The organism is Fusibacter paucivorans (genome assembly GCF_018390735.1).
Lineage (GTDB): Bacteria > Bacillota > Clostridia > Peptostreptococcales > Acidaminobacteraceae > Fusibacter > Fusibacter paucivorans.
The window spans coordinates 1-17,213 of record NZ_JAHBCL010000013.1 but is presented as its reverse complement, the minus strand read 5'-3'; the positions used below and the strand labels follow the sequence as shown (position 1 = coordinate 17,213).

The following is a 17,213-nucleotide window of genomic DNA, read 5'->3' as shown; positions in this document are numbered from 1 at the left end:
AAGGAGGCAATAAAATGGAATTTAAAAAGTTTAACGACAAGTATATCATCAGAATAGACCGCGGGGAAGAAGTCGTCGCTTCGCTAATGGCCTTTTGCAAAGCAGAGCATATTTCACTTGGCAGCATCAGCGGGCTCGGTGCAACAGATCGTGTTACCATAGGACTTTTTAATGTCGCTGAAAAACAATACCATAAGGAAACGCTAACTGGTGATTTCGAGATCACCAACCTGACTGGCAATATATCGACGAAGGAAGGGGAACCATACCTGCATCTACACATTACACTTGGCGATGCATCATTTCATGCCTTTGGCGGTCATTTAAACGAATGCTGGATTAGCGGCACCTGCGAACTGGTCATTGACGCCATTGACGGTACTGTTGAGCGCACCTTTAATGAAGGCGTTGGTCTCAATCTCTATGCTTTTTAGCCAATCATCTTAATGAACGAAATTACATCATTTTCTTTTTTAGCAATGCCCAAAATTTCCTTGGGCATTGTTTTATCATATCTGATTACTTTCCAAAAATTGATTGTTATACTGGATATTGATTATTTCTATTTGATGCTTTTGATGTTTTATTTATTTTATTTATCTCTATTTATCTTCATTTATCTTTTTCTATCTTTTTCTATCTTTTCCATACCATCTTATTCACCATTGCATTTCCACATTCCACATTGTTCATCATGCGCGACGCAGCATGTCATCATCATTCTGTATACATCCGGCTAACATATGTGCGAATTTTCACTCATAGCGCCAAACAGCGCTAATGCGCATTGAAAATAGCAGCGTTTTATGATATTTTCATGTTATCGAGTCGGTCGACCGACCGATAACAGTCATTGAGCTTTTAAATCCTTAAGAAAGGTGGACAAGCGTTGGATATCCGAAATCAAATTCTAACATCAGCCAGTGATTTGATGATTGAAAAGGGCATTAAGGGAACAAGTCTAAAAGATATCGCGTCAACCGTCGGCATCAGCAAGGGAACACTCTACTACCACTATGCCGCAAAAGAAGACATCATCTATGATCTCGCCGATGCACATTTAAATCAAATCAACGATCAGCTGTTGTATTGGATTGAACACGAAGCCGCTGTATCAACCAATACCACAGAGCAAATTTTTAAAGTTATCCTTGAGAAAATCGTCTACGCTGAAACGCGCGGCAAATTTCACTTTTATTTAATCGCCAATGCCATTACAGATAACGAAGCGCTTCGCGATCGCTTTATTGAAAAATACGAAGACTGGCGCAAAACACTGGCGCATGGCTTAAAACTCGTCTTGAAAGACAGATGTGTGAACTGTGAAATGCTTTCATACCTTATATTGGCAACACTCGATGGCCTAATCGTACAGCGCATGTTCAGCAGAGAACCGCTGCCGCTTGATGGAATCGCAAAGATTTTGGCTGAACTGTCATAACCGCAGCATCAAACCGTCATACACAGTATATAGAATAGACATTTGCAGTATATGGAATAGACATTCACAGCACAAGGAATAGGCATTCGCAACATAACAAATAAGCATTCGCAACATAAATAATAGGCATTTAGATTAGACATCCACAGCACGAAAACATATCGCTTATAATAACTGACAAATACCGTAACGATTTTCCAATCACATAAAAACACAAATCCCTAACCATTTACCATAAAATACTACAATGAGAGAAAGCGAGGAAAGGGCATGAATGCAGCATATTGCAGACTTTACCAGGCTGGTTTTAGAGTTGGGTCGAATTTTTTGCCGTGGCGCAAGCCAGAAATGATCGAAGGCGTAAACAGCGTTTTAAAATTACCGGAAGTGATTAAAGCCAAGAGGCTTGATCGAATACTCGTCGTTACGGATTCCGGAATCGCTAAACTGGGACTGATGAACGGTTTGCTGAGCGCATTGAAAGACGCCGGCATTCATTACGCCGTCTATGATAAAACGGTGCCCAATCCAACCATTGACAATATCGAAGCAGCGCTGACGCTGTACAAAGCCAATCAGTGTACTGCACTCATCGCATTTGGCGGGGGTTCATCAATGGACTGCGCCAAAGCTGTTGGCGCCAGAATCGCCAGACCCAATAAAAGTATTCCACAGATGAAAGGTGTTCTTAAAGTTCGAAAAACCATTCCAACGCTCTTTGCCATTCCGACAACTGCCGGGACGGGAAGTGAGACCACCATTGCCGCCGTTGTAACAAACAGCCAGACGCACGAAAAATATCCGTTAAATGACATGGCGCTCATTCCGCATTATGCCATTCTCGATCCAATGCTTACCACGGGACTGCCGCCGCATATCACATCCACCACTGGCATGGATGCGCTAACCCATGCTGTTGAAGCTTATATCGGCCAAAGCAATACAAAAGAAACGCATCTGTACAGCCGAAAAGCCGTTAAGCTCATCTTTGACAATCTCTATGAGGCTTATGCCAACGGCAGCAATATCGAAGCGAGAACGGAAATGTTAAAAGCATCTCATTATGCAGGGATTGCTTTTACCAGAGCTTATGTCGGCTACGTCCATGCCATCGCACATACGCTCGGCGGCTTTTATGGCACGCCGCACGGCCTTGCAAACGCCGTTATTCTCCCTTACGTTCTCGACTATTTTGGCGATGCCGTCTACAAACCGCTTTCTGAATTAGCAGATCTCGTTGGTATCACTGCACCTGGTGATCCTGAAAAAGATAAAGCTGTGAAATTTATCGACGCCGTGAAAGACATGAATAAACGCATGCAAATTCCACTGGGCATTGAAGGTATTCGCGAATCGGACATCCCATTAATGGTAAAACGCGCCATGTCAGAGGCGCATCCGCTGTATCCTGTGCCAAAGCTCTTTAAAGAAGAAGACATGTTCAAACTCTATCAGATGATTAGCATATAGGAGGCAAAAATGGCATTTTCAATTGATGACCAGTGCATAGGCTGTACAGCATGTCAAAATGTCTGTCCCGTTATGGCCATCACCGGCGAGCGCAAAGCACAGCATCAAATCAATGCAAAGCGCTGTGTTTCTTGCGGTGTTTGCGGGAAAGTCTGTCCGGCTGGCGCCATTCATAATGACAGCGGTAAAACCGCCATAAAGCAGCCTAGGCGCGAATGGTTAAAACCTGCTTTTAAAACTGAAAATTGCAGTGCTTGCAGCATTTGTGTCGACATTTGTCATTTTGACTGCATTGCCATTTCAACGCCTGCTTTTAAAGGTGACTTAAACGTCTATGCACAATTGGCGATGCCTGCAAAATGTGTCGGATGCCGGCTCTGTGAAGAAGCGTGTCCGCTCAATGTTATTACCATGACCGCAGGAGGTGATGCCTGATGTACTTGCCGCATTATTTAAAAATCAATTTAGATGATCAAAGCGTGGTGCCTTTCCCAATTGATGAAGCGATGTTCTCGCAATATCTCGGCGGTAAAATTCTCGGTGCAAAGCTGCTCTATGATTTACTGCCCACAGGCCTCGATCCGTTGTCTCCCGATGCCGTGCTCATCGTCAATACGGGCCCGATGAACGGAACCGGCGCACCCTCGTCAAGCCGCTTTAACATGACCTTTAAAAACGTACTTACCGGCGGTATTGCGTCTTCAAACTGCGGCGGTCAATTTGGCGTCATGCTGAAAAGGGCAGGTGTCGACGGGCTCATCATCACCGGTCGTTCAGAAAAACCCGTTACAATTGCTATCGTCGACGGCGAAGTAACCTTTACCGATGCAACCGCTTTGTGGGGACTGGATACAGAAGCAGTACAAACACATTTTCACAAACAGTACGGCAAACTCGTCATAGGGCCAGCCGGTGAAAACGGCGTACACTATGCCTGTGCCGTTTCGGGTGAGCGCGTAGCCGGTCGCGGCGGCGCAGGGGCACTCATGGGGTCGAAGCGCATTAAGGCGCTTGTCGCCTTCGGTACAAAAAAGCAGCCAATTTACAATAAGCCCGCTTTTGATCGTTATGTCAAACAATGGGTTCATTTTCTGAAAAGCCATCCTATGACGGGCAGAACACTCGGCCGATACGGCTCTGCAGGGCTTGTCAATATCGCCAATGCCAATAATGCACTGCCGACACATAATTTTAAACGCGGACATTTTGAGCACGCTGACGCCATCAGCGGTGAAACGCTGGCGGAAACACTGCTCGTTAAAAACAGCGGCTGTATCAGTTGTCCCATCCGCTGCGAGCGGCGCGTCATGGTCAACGACAAAGAAGTAAAAGGGCCGGAATACGAAACCGTGGGACTATTTGGCGCCAATATTGACAATGCGGATCTTTCGTGGATTAACGCCGTCAATTACGAAGCCGATATTCTGGGACTCGACACTATCTCACTGGGCGGTACCATCGCCTTTGCCATGGAGCTTCAGGAACGCGGCATTGCAGATTTTGGCCTTTCCTTTGGCAATACAGACGGCCTGCTTCGCGTCATTCGTCAAATTGCGCACGGCAAAGGCAACTGTGCCGAACTCGGCATGGGCAGTAAATGGCTTTCTGAAAAGTACGGCGGCGAATCTTTTGCCATGCATGCAAAGGGCATGGAACTCGCCGCATATGAACCTCGGCGTTCCGTAGGCATGGGGCTTGGTTATGCCACTTCTAACCGCGGCGGCTGCCATCTCAACGGCGGCTACCTTGCACTCATTGAATCCGTCGGCGTACTGGCTGTAGACAGTCAGACGCCAAAGGGCAAGCCGGAACTAACGGTTTTCTTTCAAAATATGATGGAAGCCGTATCCGCAGCAGGCCTCTGTCTTTTTACTGCGCAGGCGACCATTCCGGGAATATTCTATCGGTTAGGGCCTGCACATCCCATAACGCAGTTTGTGAACAAGGCCGCCATTGCCTCACGGTTTGTTCTGAGGCCAGTCTGGAAATTGATGCCGGACATTATGCCCATTCACGCCATGCCCATTTTGCCTCAGGCAAAAGCCATTGAGCTTTCAACAGGCATGCGCATGACCGTCGGACAGCTTCTTCAAATCGGTGAGCGCGGCTATAATATCGAACGCCTTTTCAATCTGCGCGAAGGCCTCACCGATGCCGACGACAGTTTGCCGGATCGCTTGACAATGGAACCGCAGGATAAAGACGACAAAACCACCGTCGTCAATTTAAAAGCCATGCTTCCCATTTATTACCGGGTCAGGGGATGGGATGCGCACGGTATTCCTACACCGCAAAAAAGACGTCAACTCGGGCTATAAGCATTGCTCATAATAAGTATTGCTCGTGATAAATAATTTACTTAGGCGGTCAGCATTGAAGGAGGCCACATGGCGCAAATATTCTATTACGGTGAATTACGCGATCTGGTTCAGAAAAGCGATGAATTCATCGATGTAAAAACGATACAGGATGTGTTACAACACATTGAGAAAGCCTATGGCAAACAAGCGAAAAAGCAGGCGAAATCAAGCCTGATTACAATCAATACCTTTAACATCCTCAAGATGAAGGGTTATCAGACAAGTGTCACACCGGATGATAAGGTTTGTTTTTTCCCCGTATGCGGCGGCGGTTGATGCGTGTTGATACTTTCACAATGATTAAGGTATTCTTAATGCAATGATAATCTTTAAATGTTAGAATAGAAGTACCGAATAACAATAAAGGAGCATTGCATGGGACTTTTAAATTTTCTTAAAGGTGAATTTATTGAAGTCGTTCATTGGGAGGACGATTCACAAGATACAATGGTTTACAAATTCCCGTTGACCAGTAAGCAGCAAATTAAAGAGGGGGCGCAACTCGTCGTCAGGCCTTCCCAAGTGGCAATTTTTGTCTATGAAGGTCAAATTGCCGATGTCTTTGAACCCGGCAAGTACACACTACATACAGATACGATGCCCATCTTCACATCGCTTTCGAACTGGAAAAACCTCTTTGAAAACCATTTTAAAACAGATGTTTATTTTATTAACACGAAACAGTTTACCAACCAAAAGTGGGGAACCATTAATCCAATTATGATGCGAGATGCTGATTTTGGCATGCTCAGACTTCGCGGTTTCGGCGTCTATGCTTTTCGCGTCAAAGAGGCCGTTCAGTTCTTAAAAGAAATCTTTGGCTCCAATAAGTTTTTTACCGTTGATCAAATCAATGAATACCTTAAAAGTCTCATTGTTTCCAGCATTACCGACGTCATTGCCGAAGCAAAAATTCCGGCAATGGATTTAGCCACACAATACGATGAGATCGGCAGTCTGGCCATGGCGAGAATCAATGACCGCTTTGACGTCTATGGTCTGACCATTACCGATTTTGCCATTGAAAACCTGTCGCTCCCAGAGTCTGTTGAACAGGCAATTGACAAGCGCACACAAATGGGTGCCCTCGGCAATTTAAATCAATACATGAAGTTTCAAACAGCTGAAGCCATTCGCGATGCAGCACAAAATCCAGGCGGCGGCATGGCTGGTATGGGCGCAGGCATGGGTGCGGGCATGGGCATTGGCAAAATGATGACAGATATGATGACAGATGACCAACAAGCGTCTGCACCATCCAATCAGGGAAACACTCAGCCATCTGGAATCGCATGTCCAACTTGTCACACAACCGTTCCCGAAGGTTCAAAGTTCTGTTCGAACTGCGGCTACAGCTTTATGGCCAAATGCATTCAATGCGGCAAAGAACTGCCATCCGGTTCTAAATTTTGTACAGAGTGCGGCGCTTCACAAGTAACGGAAAAACACTGTACCAATTGCGGTGAGGTCGTTGAAGCAGGTGCTAAATTCTGCCCGCACTGCGGCAATAAGACGGAATAGGCGGGGTTCAAAATGAAAGAGACATTAAATGAGACATTAAACGAAACTTTAAACGAAACCGCTGACGATTACGTCGTTGATACCATTGAAGATCAAATGGATCAAACCATTGTAACCACTTGTCCTTCCTGTGGTGGCAACATGGCTTTTGACCCGGAATCAGGTGAACTGAAATGTGCATATTGCGGCACGACGAAAGCCATTGAAACCAATACGACAGAAATTATCGAAAACTGCTTTAAAACGGCTCTGGCAGAGGGCGTTCGTACATGGAATGATGATGACATCCGAACCTTTTCCTGTAAGAACTGCGGGGCGGAAATTGTCGTTTCACCAGATGCACAGGCACAGTTTTGCAATTACTGCGGTTCATCGCACATTGTTGAACAAGCTAGTGAGCAAACCATTCCACCGCACTATCTCGTGCCTTTCAGCATTACTTCGAAATCTGCCGGAGAACGGTTTCACACGTGGATCAGCAAGCGATGGCTGGCACCAAAAGATTTAAAAGAAACTTACCGCAACGATCGTCTGCTCGGCACTTATGTGCCGCACTGGACATATGATACAAATATCTATGCCTTTTATACAGCCTTGCGCGGCGATTATTACTATGTAACGCGCACGCGTACGGTAAACGGCAAGACTGAAACTTATCAGGAGCGCCACACGCGCTGGACGCCAGTCCGCGGCGATTACAGTCACTTCTTTGATGATGTGCTGGTACGCGCTTCCAATAAAGTAGATGACAAACTGATTCGCGAAGTTCAGCCTTTTCATCTCGATGCTTTAACTGAATATCAGCCGGCATTTCTCTCCGGCTTCTTTGCAGAACGCTACAGTGTTTCACTGGAAGACGGCTGGCAAGACGCGGTTCAAATTATTGATACCGACATTGAGCAGGCCGTCATTCGCAAAATCGGCGGTGATACGGTAAGTTCTCTCAATATCCAAACGCAGTATAACGATGTAATGTTTAAACATATTCTGCTGCCCGTATGGCTTTCCAGTTTCCGCTATAAAGAAAAACTCTATCATTTTATGATTAACGGTCAAACAGGTGAAGTTCAGGGGCAGTATCCAAAGAGTGCATTAAAAATCGCATTACTCGTGCTGCTGGGAATCGCTGTCATCGCAGGAATCTACTACGTAATGGCAACGCGTTCATAATCAATTGAAGATCAAATATTGTCAATGGCATTGCTTTTCAATCTTATTACGCTATAATGATAGAGGAACCAAAAAACAATTGCATAACGCAGACTTTTTAAATGAGGAAATTGCATTCTTTTATTTTGATCCTTTCGCCGCAATAATGATGCCTTTCACACGACAGGCATTCAACAGATTGCCGTAATGGATCAATTAAAGGCGATGACACAATTTTCATTAGTCTGTAAAAGGGGAGCTTGCTTAAAGCAGGCTGAGAGTAAGCTGATTTGCTTAGACCCATAACCTGATATGGATAATGCCAACGTAGGGATATATTTCGTAGAGACACATTTTGTTTTACGAACGAGCAAAGACTGAAAGACTGCTCATATACGAACGTGGTATATGGGGCAGTCTTTTTTTCATTATTTCGTAATGCGATCATGTGCTTCCTGCGCCTATGGCGAAGCATCAGCAAATGATTAGAAAAGGAGATTTTACATGAAGCATTATGCGACACAAATGGAAGCCGCCAGAAAAGGCATTGTAACGGAAGCCATTGAAAAAGTAGCCGAAAAGGAATTGATGCGCGTTGACGAGCTCATGCCGCTGGTGGCGTCGGGCAAAGTGGTCATCTGCGCCAATAAAAACCATAAGGTCATCAATCCAGAAGGCATTGGTTCAATGCTGAAAACAAAAATCAATGTCAATCTCGGGATTTCTAAAGACTGCAAGGATTATGACGTCGAGCTTGAGAAGGTCATGGAAGCAGTTAAAATGGGCGCACACGCCATTATGGATCTGTCTTCTCACGGCAATACCATCCCGTTCAGACGAAAACTCACCGCCGAATGCCCGGCCATGATCGGCACCGTACCCGTTTACGATTCCGTCATTCACTACCAGCGCGATCTCAGCACACTCACGGCAAAAGATTTTATTGACGTCGTCCGCCTGCATGCAGAAGACGGTGTCGATTTTGTTACCCTGCACTGCGGCATCACGCGCAAGACCATTGATCAAATCAGAAAGCACAAGCGTAAAACCAATATCGTCTCCAGAGGCGGTTCACTGGTCTTCGCATGGATGTGCATGACAGGTGAAGAAAATCCATTTTATGAATACTATGACGATATTTTAGAGATCTGCCGCGAATACGATGTCACCATATCACTGGGGGATGCCTGTCGCCCTGGATGCCTCGCCGATGCCTCAGACGTCTGTCAGATTGAAGAACTCGTTCGCCTCGGTGAACTTACCAAGCGCGCCTGGGAACGCGATGTACAGGTTATGGTAGAAGGGCCCGGTCATATGCCGCTGGACCAGATCGCCGCCAATATGAAAATTCAGGAAACGCTTTGCGGCGGTGCGCCGTTCTATGTCTTAGGCCCGCTCGTCACGGACATCGCACCGGGTTATGACCATATCACCGGCGCCATCGGCGGTGCTATTGCCGCATCAGCCGGTGCTGCATTCCTCTGTTACGTAACGCCGGCAGAACACTTGGCACTACCTAATGTCAACGATGTCAAGCAAGGCATTATCGCATCGAAAATTGCCGCTCATGCGGCTGATATCGCCAAAGGCGTTCGCGGTGCCAGAGCCATTGACGACCGTATGGCAGAGGCGAGACGCAATCTGGACTGGGAAGGGCAGTGGTCATGCGCCATCGACCCCGAAACCGCCAAAGCCATTCGTGCCGACAGAATGCCGGAACACGAGGACACATGCTCCATGTGCGGGAAATTCTGTGCTGTCCGCAGCATGAACAAAGCACTGGCCAATGAGCACATCGATATTTTATAGGATCAGCGCGCAAAACCATTCGACTAGATAACAGTTCGGTTAAACAACCGCGCTGTTCAGTGTTATCTAAAAATTTCATCGGCTAAACGCTGTCATCATCTAAACATCATGAGTCATCTATTGAATAGGTGGCTCATGCTTTTTTACCGTATTCAGGAAATTGCATTATCCAAATTTCCATATGGATTAAATGCGATGGATAAAACGCTGATTTTTCACTTTTTTAAATACAGCGCCTGTCGAAATATTTTTGTAATATAACTTTAATACAAAATATAAAGGATTTTCAAATTTTTTGTATAATATAGTCTTACAGCAGTCTATCTGCCATAAAATATGGGTATCTTGTGTAAAGGAGGTATAGATGATTAAGCTGCGAGAACAACATGAAGCATTTGAACGCGAACACCTCTCTGAAAGTGCCATGTGCGTACTGGATTCCAAAGGTCGACGCATGGATGAAGAACAATGTCCCATTCGTACCGATTATCAGCGCGACCGCGACCGCATCCTTCATTCCAAATCATTTAGGCGATTAAAGCATAAGACGCAGGTCTTTTTATCACCGGAGGGCGATCATTATCGGACGCGCTTAACACATACACTGGAAGTTTCACAGATATCGCGCACGATCTCCGGTGCATTAAATCTCAACAATGATTTAACTGAGGCCATTGCGCTTGGTCATGATTTAGGCCATACGCCATTTGGACACTGCGGTGAAGCACGTCTTAACCGTATTCACCCTAAGGGCTTTAAGCATAATGAACAGAGTCTTCGCGTCGTTGATTTTCTCGAAAGGCGCCATAACAGCAAGTATGGGCTCAATTTGACCCATGAAGTGCGCGACGGCATTCTGAACCACAACGGTTCCGGCAAGCCGCTCACACTTGAAGGGCAAATCGTTAAAATCTGTGACCGCATTGCCTACCTCAATCACGACATTGATGATGCGATTAGAGCAGGTGTCTTAAAACCTGAGGATCTGCCAACGACATTTAATGATACATTAGGTGCCTCACACGGCGAACGCATTAACACACTTATTTTGGATCTGATTGAAAACAGCTATGAACAAGACGTTATCGCTCTAAGCGACGAACGCATGGAAGCCTTTAACGCATTGCGAAAATTTATGTTCGAACACGTCTATTTAAACAAAGAAGCCAAAAAAGAAGAAAAGCGCGCAGAGCACATTGTTGAAGCACTTTATACGTACTATACTGAGAATCCGTCTCATATGCCGGAAGAACGCTATGAAGATTATCAGGAGGGCGAGGGGATCGAATCTATTAAGGACTACGTCGCCAGCATGTCAGATCGCTATGCTGTCAACAAGTATAAAGAGCTCTTTATTCCTAAATTTTGGCTATATTAAAATTTTTTAAAAAAATTCGTCAATTTTTTTGTCAATTAATAAAGGATTTCGAGCATCTTTGGCGAATATGACTATTATCCATTAGAAAGGGCTTTTCATGCAAAACAATTCCGGCGGCAACATATTTGAATATATCTTGGATCAGGTAAACATCGTTGATGTTTTGTCACACTACATCCATTTAGAAAGGGCAGGCCGAAACCATAAAGCGCTTTGTCCATTTCACAATGAAAAAACCGCCTCATTTATCATCTCGGAAGATAAGCAGCTTTTTCACTGCTTCGGTTGCGGCGTTGCAGGCAATGCCATCAACTTTATCATGCAGTATGAAAATCTCGATTACATTGATGCCGTAGAATTGCTGGCAGATCGCTATCATATTGATATTTCCGCTTTTAAGAAGGGGGATAAAAAAAATACTGGCAATTTGACAGGATTATATGATATATTAAGAGATGCGGCAATTTATTATTATAAGAATTTAAGGACTGCCCAGTCGGCACTGTCTTATTTGGACAGACGCGGGATCGGTTTTGACGTTATTAAGCAATTCGGCCTCGGTTATGCCAATGATGCATGGCAGGATGTCACCAATCTGCTCGTCGGAAAATACGGCGCAGACACATTGGAAAAGGCAGGCCTTGCCACACGAGGCAAAGATCAGAAACGGCTTTATGATCGATTTCGAAACCGCATTATTTTTCCCATCATCAATCCAAAGGGAAAGGTCGTTGGTTTTGGCGGGCGCGTCATGGACGATTCACTGCCAAAGTACTTAAATTCTCCTGAAACAGATGTGTTTAACAAGAGTCAGACACTCTACGGGTTAAATCTCGCGAAAAACAATCTGGCAGATAAGAAACGACTGATTATCACAGAAGGGTATATGGATGTCATCGCCATGCATATGAACGGGTTTAACCAAGCCGTTGCAACGCTTGGAACCGCACTTACCAAAGAGCACGGGCGACTGATGAAACGATATGCCGAAGAAATCATCATTTGCTATGATTCTGACTTCGCAGGTCAAAAGGCAACGCTTAGAAGTTTAGACGTTTTAGAGGGCATTATCGATAAGATTAAAGTCATCAAACTCGGCGAAAACCTCGACCCCGATGAATACATTAAGAAATACGGCGTCGAACGCATGCAGGCAAAGCTGGATCAGGCAATGTCGAGCACCGAATATCGTCTGGAAAACCTCAAACAGGATTATAACCTCGGCGACGAAACGCAAAAGATTGAGTACATCTCAAAAGCGGTAAAAATCTTGAAGGGCGTTTCCAACGAATTCGAAAAAAATCTTTATATTGAACACCTGAGCCGTGACCTGAACATCAATGCAGAACTCATCGCACGCGAAGCTTATCAGGAGCAGTACGACGAGCGCATACGCTATGGCTTTACCGGGTCGCAAAAAAAGGCTTCCAATCAGCCGAAAGACAGGAAAACAGTTCTCGAACAGCAAATGCTGACCTATTACATTAAAAACATTGGAGAACTGCTTGCCGAACAACGGCAGCTTATTGAGATGTTCCAATATTCCGGCAGCATACAGCCGCTTATGGATTATCTCAGCTCGTATTTTAAAACGCACGAGGTTTTTTCAAGGCAGGATATTATTGAAAATGCCGATATTGAAATCGCCAGACAACTTATTGAACTGTTGGATTTGAGCGAACAGGCTCCGGAACACATTGATATTGAACATATCATGAATCTCGTCTTGCTCATGAATTTAGATGAAAAAATCGAGAAACTCAATGCAGATATGGCACAAAACCCGGATCAGGCGACCAAGGCCAAATGGCAGTCGCTGATACTGAAACGCAATCAAATCAAACGACAGACACAATTGAAAAGATAAATTTAATGTTAGAGAAAAAGATTGAAAGGAGGCCATTCAATTGAACGATAAATTGAATGCCAGTCATCAGGAAACCGTAAAAGCGCTGATTAAAAAAGGGAAAAAACAAGGTTCCTTAACCATCGAAGAAATTCAGGAAAAACTATCGGAATTCGAGCTCGACAAAGATCAGATTGATGAGATCTACGAAGCTTTTTCCGATATGAATATTACCGTTATCACCAATTCAGAGGACAGTGATGACGATGAGGACGATGAAGATGAAGATCTCGACGATATTGATATTGAAGATTTAGATGAACTTGAAGATCTTGAAAACATCGACGAAGATATTGACGATATTGATGACGATATTGACAGCGCCTCCGATGATGACAGCAGCTCTGATGATGAGGAAGAAGAGGTCACCATCGACTTGTCACTTCCAAAAGGTATTAATATCGACGACCCAGTCAGAATGTACCTTAAGGAAATCGGTGAAGTTGCGCTCCTTTCCGGTGAAGAAGAAGTTGAACTGGCAAAACGAATGGCAGACGGCGATGAAGATGCTAAGAAAAAGCTCTGTGAAGCCAACTTGCGACTCGTGGTCAGTATTGCTAAAAAATACGTCGGCCGCGGCATGCTCTTTCTAGACCTTATCCAAGAGGGTAATCTGGGATTGATCAAAGCCGTAGAAAAATTCGACTGGACAAAAGGCTTTAAATTTTCTACCTATGCCACTTGGTGGATTCGTCAGGCGATTACACGCGCCATTGCCGATCAGGCGAGAACGATTCGTATCCCTGTGCATATGGTTGAAACCATTAATAAACTTATTCGCGTTCAAAGACAACTCCTGCAAGAGCTCGGCAGAGAACCGCTTCCTGAAGAAATTGCAAAGGAAATGGATATGCCGGTTGAAAAAGTACGCGAAATTCTTAAAATTGCACAGGAGCCCGTTTCGCTGGAAACACCAATTGGCGAGGAAGAAGATTCACACCTCGGCGATTTCATTCCGGACAACGATGCACCGGCACCGGCTGATGCAGCAGCATTCTCCATGCTAAAGGAACAACTGATGGAAGTACTGGAAACCCTTACGCCGAGAGAACAAAAAGTGCTGAAACTCCGTTTCGGTCTCGAAGACGGCAGAGCGCGCACACTTGAAGAAGTCGGAAAAGAATTCGACGTCACCAGAGAGCGTATTCGCCAAATTGAAGCCAAAGCACTTCGCAAGCTCAAACATCCTAGCCGAAGCAAAAAGCTTAAGGATTATCTCGAATAAGCGAAGTAGATCAAGCTCAAAATTGCTACATCTTAACGATTAAGTTAGATGACTGAACACAAGCCGTAACAGAATCCTAAAATTTCAGAAATTCGCTTCGGCGAATTTCTTTTTTGTAAGAGGTACTAAAAAATGCGTCAAATCACTTTAACACCAAGACTGCGGCTCATTGCAGATATCCTCGCCGATAATAGCGTAAAGATCAAGTATGAGACTGCTGATAGTTATACGTCTCAGCCTCATACGAAAAACACTGTTGATACGGTTAGAGCACTTGATACTGCCAAAACTTTTGCCGATATCGGTACGGATCACGGCTATCTTCCTTATGTGCTCATGTGTGAAGGAAAGATCGACCGTGCTTATCTGTGTGACATCAACCAAGGGCCGCTGGATAACGCAGCACATACCTTTGCCGGCAGTCCGTTTACAGAGCATATCGAATACCGACTGGGTTCAGGCTTATCGGTTCTAGCCCCGGGTGAAGCCAAAATGATAGCCATTGCAGGGATGGGCGGCAGCTTAATTCAATCGCTGCTCGAAGCGTCCCCAGCCGTGTTTCAAAGTGCTGATTACGTCGTTTTGCAGCCAATGACCGAGCAAGCCGCACTCAGATCATGGCTCGTGCAGAAAGGGATTGTCTTTACCGACTATTTTGCCGCCGAAGGCAATAAAATGTATGAAGTCATTGCCATTGACCTTGGTGCAACACATGTGACACCAAAAGAAAGCAGCGATCATACACAGTCGCAACAGTCCACGCTCACACATCATACTATTTCGCAGGCAGATACTTCTGTAAGAATTGAAAAGAGCAGTTTATCAGAAGCATTCATTATGGTTGCCGATATGCTGGGTACCAATATGATAAATGCCGATATGCTGGAATTCGGACACTGTATTGCCAAGCAGACGCTACCGGACTATCAGCGATTTCTGCATAAGAAAAAGCTTAAATACGAAAAAATTTTGAACGGTTTAAAACGTTCCAATAACGTTTCAGAATCAGCACGTCATGCATGTCACCAAAACCTTGAAGCCATTACATGCATCATAAAGTATGTAGATGGCGTGATTTGAATAGGAGGCACTTATGGTAACGTCTATTTCAAAGATCATGAAAATACTGGATCAGCTTGCCCCATTTGAAACCGCGGAATCGTGGGACAATGTCGGGATGATTATCGGCAATCCGTCTAAACAGACGACGCGCATTATGCTCGCACTTGATTTAAGTGACGACGTGATTAGCGAGGCCATTGAAGAAAGCATTGATCTCATCATCACACACCATCCACCGATCTTTAAGGGTTTAAAACACGTAACCACAGAAGACCCTGTCGGCAGAAAAGTCATTCAGTGCATTGAAAACGACATTGCCGTCATTTCAGCTCATACGAACCTCGATAAATCAGGCGAACACGGGATTAACCAAGCCATTGGCGAAGCCTTTGAACTAGAATCGACGACACTCCTCGTGCCGGAAGTCGAAGGCGTGGGATTTGGCGTCGTGGGTAAGCTGCCTGAACCGATTAGCCTCGATGCTTTTATCCATTTGACCAAACAGATTTTTGAAATAGAGACGCTGAAAATCACCGATTACCAGCCGAAAGAAAAGGTGCAGCGCATTGCCGTTTCCAGCGGGGCGTCTGCAGATTTTATCAGCGATGCCATCAACGCCAAAGCAGATGTGTTTATTCTCGGTGACTTAAAATACCATGAAGCACAGCAAGTGGAAAATACCGATCTCGTGCTCATCGATGTTGGTCACTATGAAAGCGAAGTGTTTTATCTTCAAAAACTGAAAGAAAAACTCGATATGCAAATCATGTCTCAGGGCTACGATGTCATGACCATGGTTTCAGAGCAGTCAAAACCCGTGCTGTATACGGTGTAGCCTCACTTTCTAGATCATACTGCGTCATGCACAAGCTATAAAGCATAAAAAAAGAAAAAAAGAAATTATAAATGACCAAATATTCAGTCATGGCAAAATGCTTGTGACATCCTTTGAAATGCTGTATAATGGTCGTTGAGTAAATCAGATAATCGCGTGAAAACGAGGAAAGTCCGAGCTCCATAGAGCAAGGGTGCTGGGTAATCCCCAGTGGAGGCGACTCCAAGGATAGTGCAACAGAAATAGACCGCCCGAAAGGGTAAGGATGGAAAGGCGAGGTAAGAGCTCACCAGCGCACTGGCGACTTTGCGGCTCTGTAAACCCCACCCGGAGCAAGACCAAGAACGGGCTTTAAAAAGGGACGGCTCGTCCCGCCCTAATGGTAGGTCGCTTGAGCCCTTCGGCAACGATGGGCCTAGATAGATGATTATCCAATACAGAACTCGGCTTATAGATTTACTCACCAATTCTAATAGAAACACCTGAAGATGCAATAACTTAAAAAGCTGCATTTTCAGGTGTTTTTGATTTTAGTTTACATAATTTATTCACAATTCTTTTACGATTTAGTCACGTTTACAGGGTTATATGTCATTCTATTCGGGTATCTAACAAATAGAACGAGTATTATGTAAACCCTCATGGTCACATAATCTTGTATTACATCAGAAAGATAGACTATAGCATAATACCTTCACAATTAGAGTTAATTAACGAAGGGAGTGTTATAAAATGTTACTCAATGATGTTAAAAGCAAATGGGAACAAATCAGACATGAAATGCAAGCAAAATGGCAACGTTTGGACAATGCCAATCTCGACCAAGTTTTTAATCAGGAAGATGTTTTAATCGACATGCTGGAAAAAGAGTATGGCCTTTCCAGAGCGCTTGCAAAAGAAGAAGTCCGCATATTTGAAAATAGCTGGCGCAATCGAATGTTTTAGTCCACGTGATTTGACTTTGCCTTGCTCTTTGTCTTTGTCAATGCCACGGTGAAATAGCTCCCTTGTTTTGCCGTAGTCATTTGTTACAATACATATAGCATATATGTATTGA

The 17,213-nt window shown here is 44.7% G+C and carries 15 protein-coding genes, 1 other RNA gene and 1 riboswitch; all 16 genes read left to right on the top strand.

All coding sequences use genetic code 11. The annotated features are described in order from the left end of the window. The first annotated feature begins 14 nt into the window (after positions 1 to 14). The 16 genes from KHM83_RS08700 (at position 15) to KHM83_RS08625 (ending at position 17,101) form a co-directional block, all read left to right on the top strand. Positions 15 to 434 (top strand): PPC domain-containing DNA-binding protein, encoded by a 420-nt coding sequence (locus KHM83_RS08700; protein ID WP_213236615.1) that lies wholly within the window; start codon positions 15 to 17, stop codon positions 432 to 434. Positions 435 to 889: 455 nt separating this feature from the next. Beyond that, the gene (locus tag KHM83_RS08695) at positions 890 to 1,441 is read left to right on the top strand and encodes a TetR/AcrR family transcriptional regulator (RefSeq protein WP_246542971.1); all 552 of its coding nucleotides are present in this window, start codon (positions 890 to 892) and stop codon (positions 1,439 to 1,441) included. Between the two features lie 270 nt (positions 1,442 to 1,711). Further along, positions 1,712 to 2,911 carry an iron-containing alcohol dehydrogenase gene (locus KHM83_RS08690; protein WP_213236614.1) on the top strand — a complete coding sequence of 400 codons (1,200 nt, stop codon included), beginning with the start codon at positions 1,712 to 1,714 and terminating at the stop codon, positions 2,909 to 2,911. A gap of 9 nt (positions 2,912 to 2,920) precedes the next feature. After that, on the top strand, positions 2,921 to 3,346 hold the full coding sequence (locus tag KHM83_RS08685; protein WP_213236613.1) for a 4Fe-4S binding protein: 426 nt from the start codon (positions 2,921 to 2,923) through the stop codon (positions 3,344 to 3,346). Further along, positions 3,346 to 5,229 carry an aldehyde ferredoxin oxidoreductase family protein gene (locus tag KHM83_RS08680; RefSeq protein WP_213236612.1) on the top strand — a complete coding sequence of 628 codons (1,884 nt, stop codon included), beginning with the start codon at positions 3,346 to 3,348 and terminating at the stop codon, positions 5,227 to 5,229. The genes KHM83_RS08685 and KHM83_RS08680 overlap by 1 nt, the downstream gene beginning before the upstream one ends. A gap of 69 nt (positions 5,230 to 5,298) precedes the next feature. Beyond that, positions 5,299 to 5,547, top strand: coding sequence for a MoaD/ThiS family protein (locus KHM83_RS08675; protein ID WP_213236611.1), 249 nt, complete (start codon positions 5,299 to 5,301; stop codon positions 5,545 to 5,547). Positions 5,548 to 5,646: 99 nt separating this feature from the next. Next, positions 5,647 to 6,792 carry an SPFH domain-containing protein gene (locus tag KHM83_RS08670; RefSeq protein WP_213236610.1) on the top strand — a complete coding sequence of 382 codons (1,146 nt, stop codon included), beginning with the start codon at positions 5,647 to 5,649 and terminating at the stop codon, positions 6,790 to 6,792. 12 nt (positions 6,793 to 6,804) lie between these two features. Then, positions 6,805 to 7,962, top strand: a complete 1,158-nt coding sequence (locus KHM83_RS08665) for a TFIIB-type zinc ribbon-containing protein (protein ID WP_213236609.1) — start codon at positions 6,805 to 6,807, stop codon at positions 7,960 to 7,962. A gap of 221 nt (positions 7,963 to 8,183) precedes the next feature. Then, positions 8,184 to 8,292, top strand: a riboswitch (TPP riboswitch). Between the two features lie 153 nt (positions 8,293 to 8,445). Beyond that, positions 8,446 to 9,750, top strand: a complete 1,305-nt coding sequence (thiC, locus tag KHM83_RS08660; RefSeq protein WP_213236608.1) for a phosphomethylpyrimidine synthase ThiC — start codon at positions 8,446 to 8,448, stop codon at positions 9,748 to 9,750. A gap of 364 nt (positions 9,751 to 10,114) precedes the next feature. Beyond that, positions 10,115 to 11,128 carry a deoxyguanosinetriphosphate triphosphohydrolase gene (locus tag KHM83_RS08655; protein ID WP_246542969.1) on the top strand — a complete coding sequence of 338 codons (1,014 nt, stop codon included), beginning with the start codon at positions 10,115 to 10,117 and terminating at the stop codon, positions 11,126 to 11,128. A 97-nt stretch (positions 11,129 to 11,225) separates the two neighbouring features. Then, positions 11,226 to 12,995, top strand: coding sequence for a DNA primase (gene dnaG / locus KHM83_RS08650; protein WP_213236607.1), 1,770 nt, complete (start codon positions 11,226 to 11,228; stop codon positions 12,993 to 12,995). Positions 12,996 to 13,035: 40 nt separating this feature from the next. Continuing rightward, complete coding sequence (gene rpoD, locus KHM83_RS08645) at positions 13,036 to 14,259, top strand: RNA polymerase sigma factor RpoD (RefSeq protein WP_213236606.1); 1,224 nt, start codon at positions 13,036 to 13,038, stop codon at positions 14,257 to 14,259. A gap of 132 nt (positions 14,260 to 14,391) precedes the next feature. After that, positions 14,392 to 15,339, top strand: coding sequence for a tRNA (adenine(22)-N(1))-methyltransferase (locus tag KHM83_RS08640; protein WP_213236605.1), 948 nt, complete (start codon positions 14,392 to 14,394; stop codon positions 15,337 to 15,339). A 13-nt stretch (positions 15,340 to 15,352) separates the two neighbouring features. Further along, positions 15,353 to 16,156, top strand: coding sequence for a Nif3-like dinuclear metal center hexameric protein (locus KHM83_RS08635; protein ID WP_213236604.1), 804 nt, complete (start codon positions 15,353 to 15,355; stop codon positions 16,154 to 16,156). A 136-nt stretch (positions 16,157 to 16,292) separates the two neighbouring features. Further along, positions 16,293 to 16,623: RNase P RNA component class A (gene rnpB, locus KHM83_RS08630), an RNA gene on the top strand. Between the two features lie 265 nt (positions 16,624 to 16,888). Next, the gene (locus KHM83_RS08625) at positions 16,889 to 17,101 is read left to right on the top strand and encodes a hypothetical protein (RefSeq protein WP_213236603.1); all 213 of its coding nucleotides are present in this window, start codon (positions 16,889 to 16,891) and stop codon (positions 17,099 to 17,101) included. Positions 17,102 to 17,213 lie beyond the last annotated feature (112 nt).

Excerpts from the sequence above, each read along its gene's own strand:
- KHM83_RS08675 (WP_213236611.1), top strand. The coding sequence starts at position 5,299 with ATGGCGCAAATATTCTATTACGGTGAATTACGCGATCTGGTTCAGAAA.
- KHM83_RS08700 (WP_213236615.1), top strand. The coding sequence starts at position 15 with ATGGAATTTAAAAAGTTTAACGACAAGTATATCATCAGAATAGACCGC.
- dnaG (WP_213236607.1), top strand. The coding sequence starts at position 11,226 with ATGCAAAACAATTCCGGCGGCAACATATTTGAATATATCTTGGATCAG.
- KHM83_RS08680 (WP_213236612.1), top strand. The coding sequence starts at position 3,346 with ATGTACTTGCCGCATTATTTAAAAATCAATTTAGATGATCAAAGCGTG.
- KHM83_RS08670 (WP_213236610.1), top strand. The coding sequence starts at position 5,647 with ATGGGACTTTTAAATTTTCTTAAAGGTGAATTTATTGAAGTCGTTCAT.
- KHM83_RS08690 (WP_213236614.1), top strand. The coding sequence starts at position 1,712 with ATGAATGCAGCATATTGCAGACTTTACCAGGCTGGTTTTAGAGTTGGG.
- thiC (WP_213236608.1), top strand. The coding sequence starts at position 8,446 with ATGAAGCATTATGCGACACAAATGGAAGCCGCCAGAAAAGGCATTGTA.
- KHM83_RS08665 (WP_213236609.1), top strand. The coding sequence starts at position 6,805 with ATGAAAGAGACATTAAATGAGACATTAAACGAAACTTTAAACGAAACC.
- KHM83_RS08685 (WP_213236613.1), top strand. The coding sequence starts at position 2,921 with ATGGCATTTTCAATTGATGACCAGTGCATAGGCTGTACAGCATGTCAA.
- KHM83_RS08625 (WP_213236603.1), top strand. The coding sequence starts at position 16,889 with ATGTTACTCAATGATGTTAAAAGCAAATGGGAACAAATCAGACATGAA.
- KHM83_RS08655 (WP_246542969.1), top strand. The coding sequence starts at position 10,115 with ATGATTAAGCTGCGAGAACAACATGAAGCATTTGAACGCGAACACCTC.
- KHM83_RS08640 (WP_213236605.1), top strand. The coding sequence starts at position 14,392 with ATGCGTCAAATCACTTTAACACCAAGACTGCGGCTCATTGCAGATATC.
- KHM83_RS08635 (WP_213236604.1), top strand. The coding sequence starts at position 15,353 with ATGGTAACGTCTATTTCAAAGATCATGAAAATACTGGATCAGCTTGCC.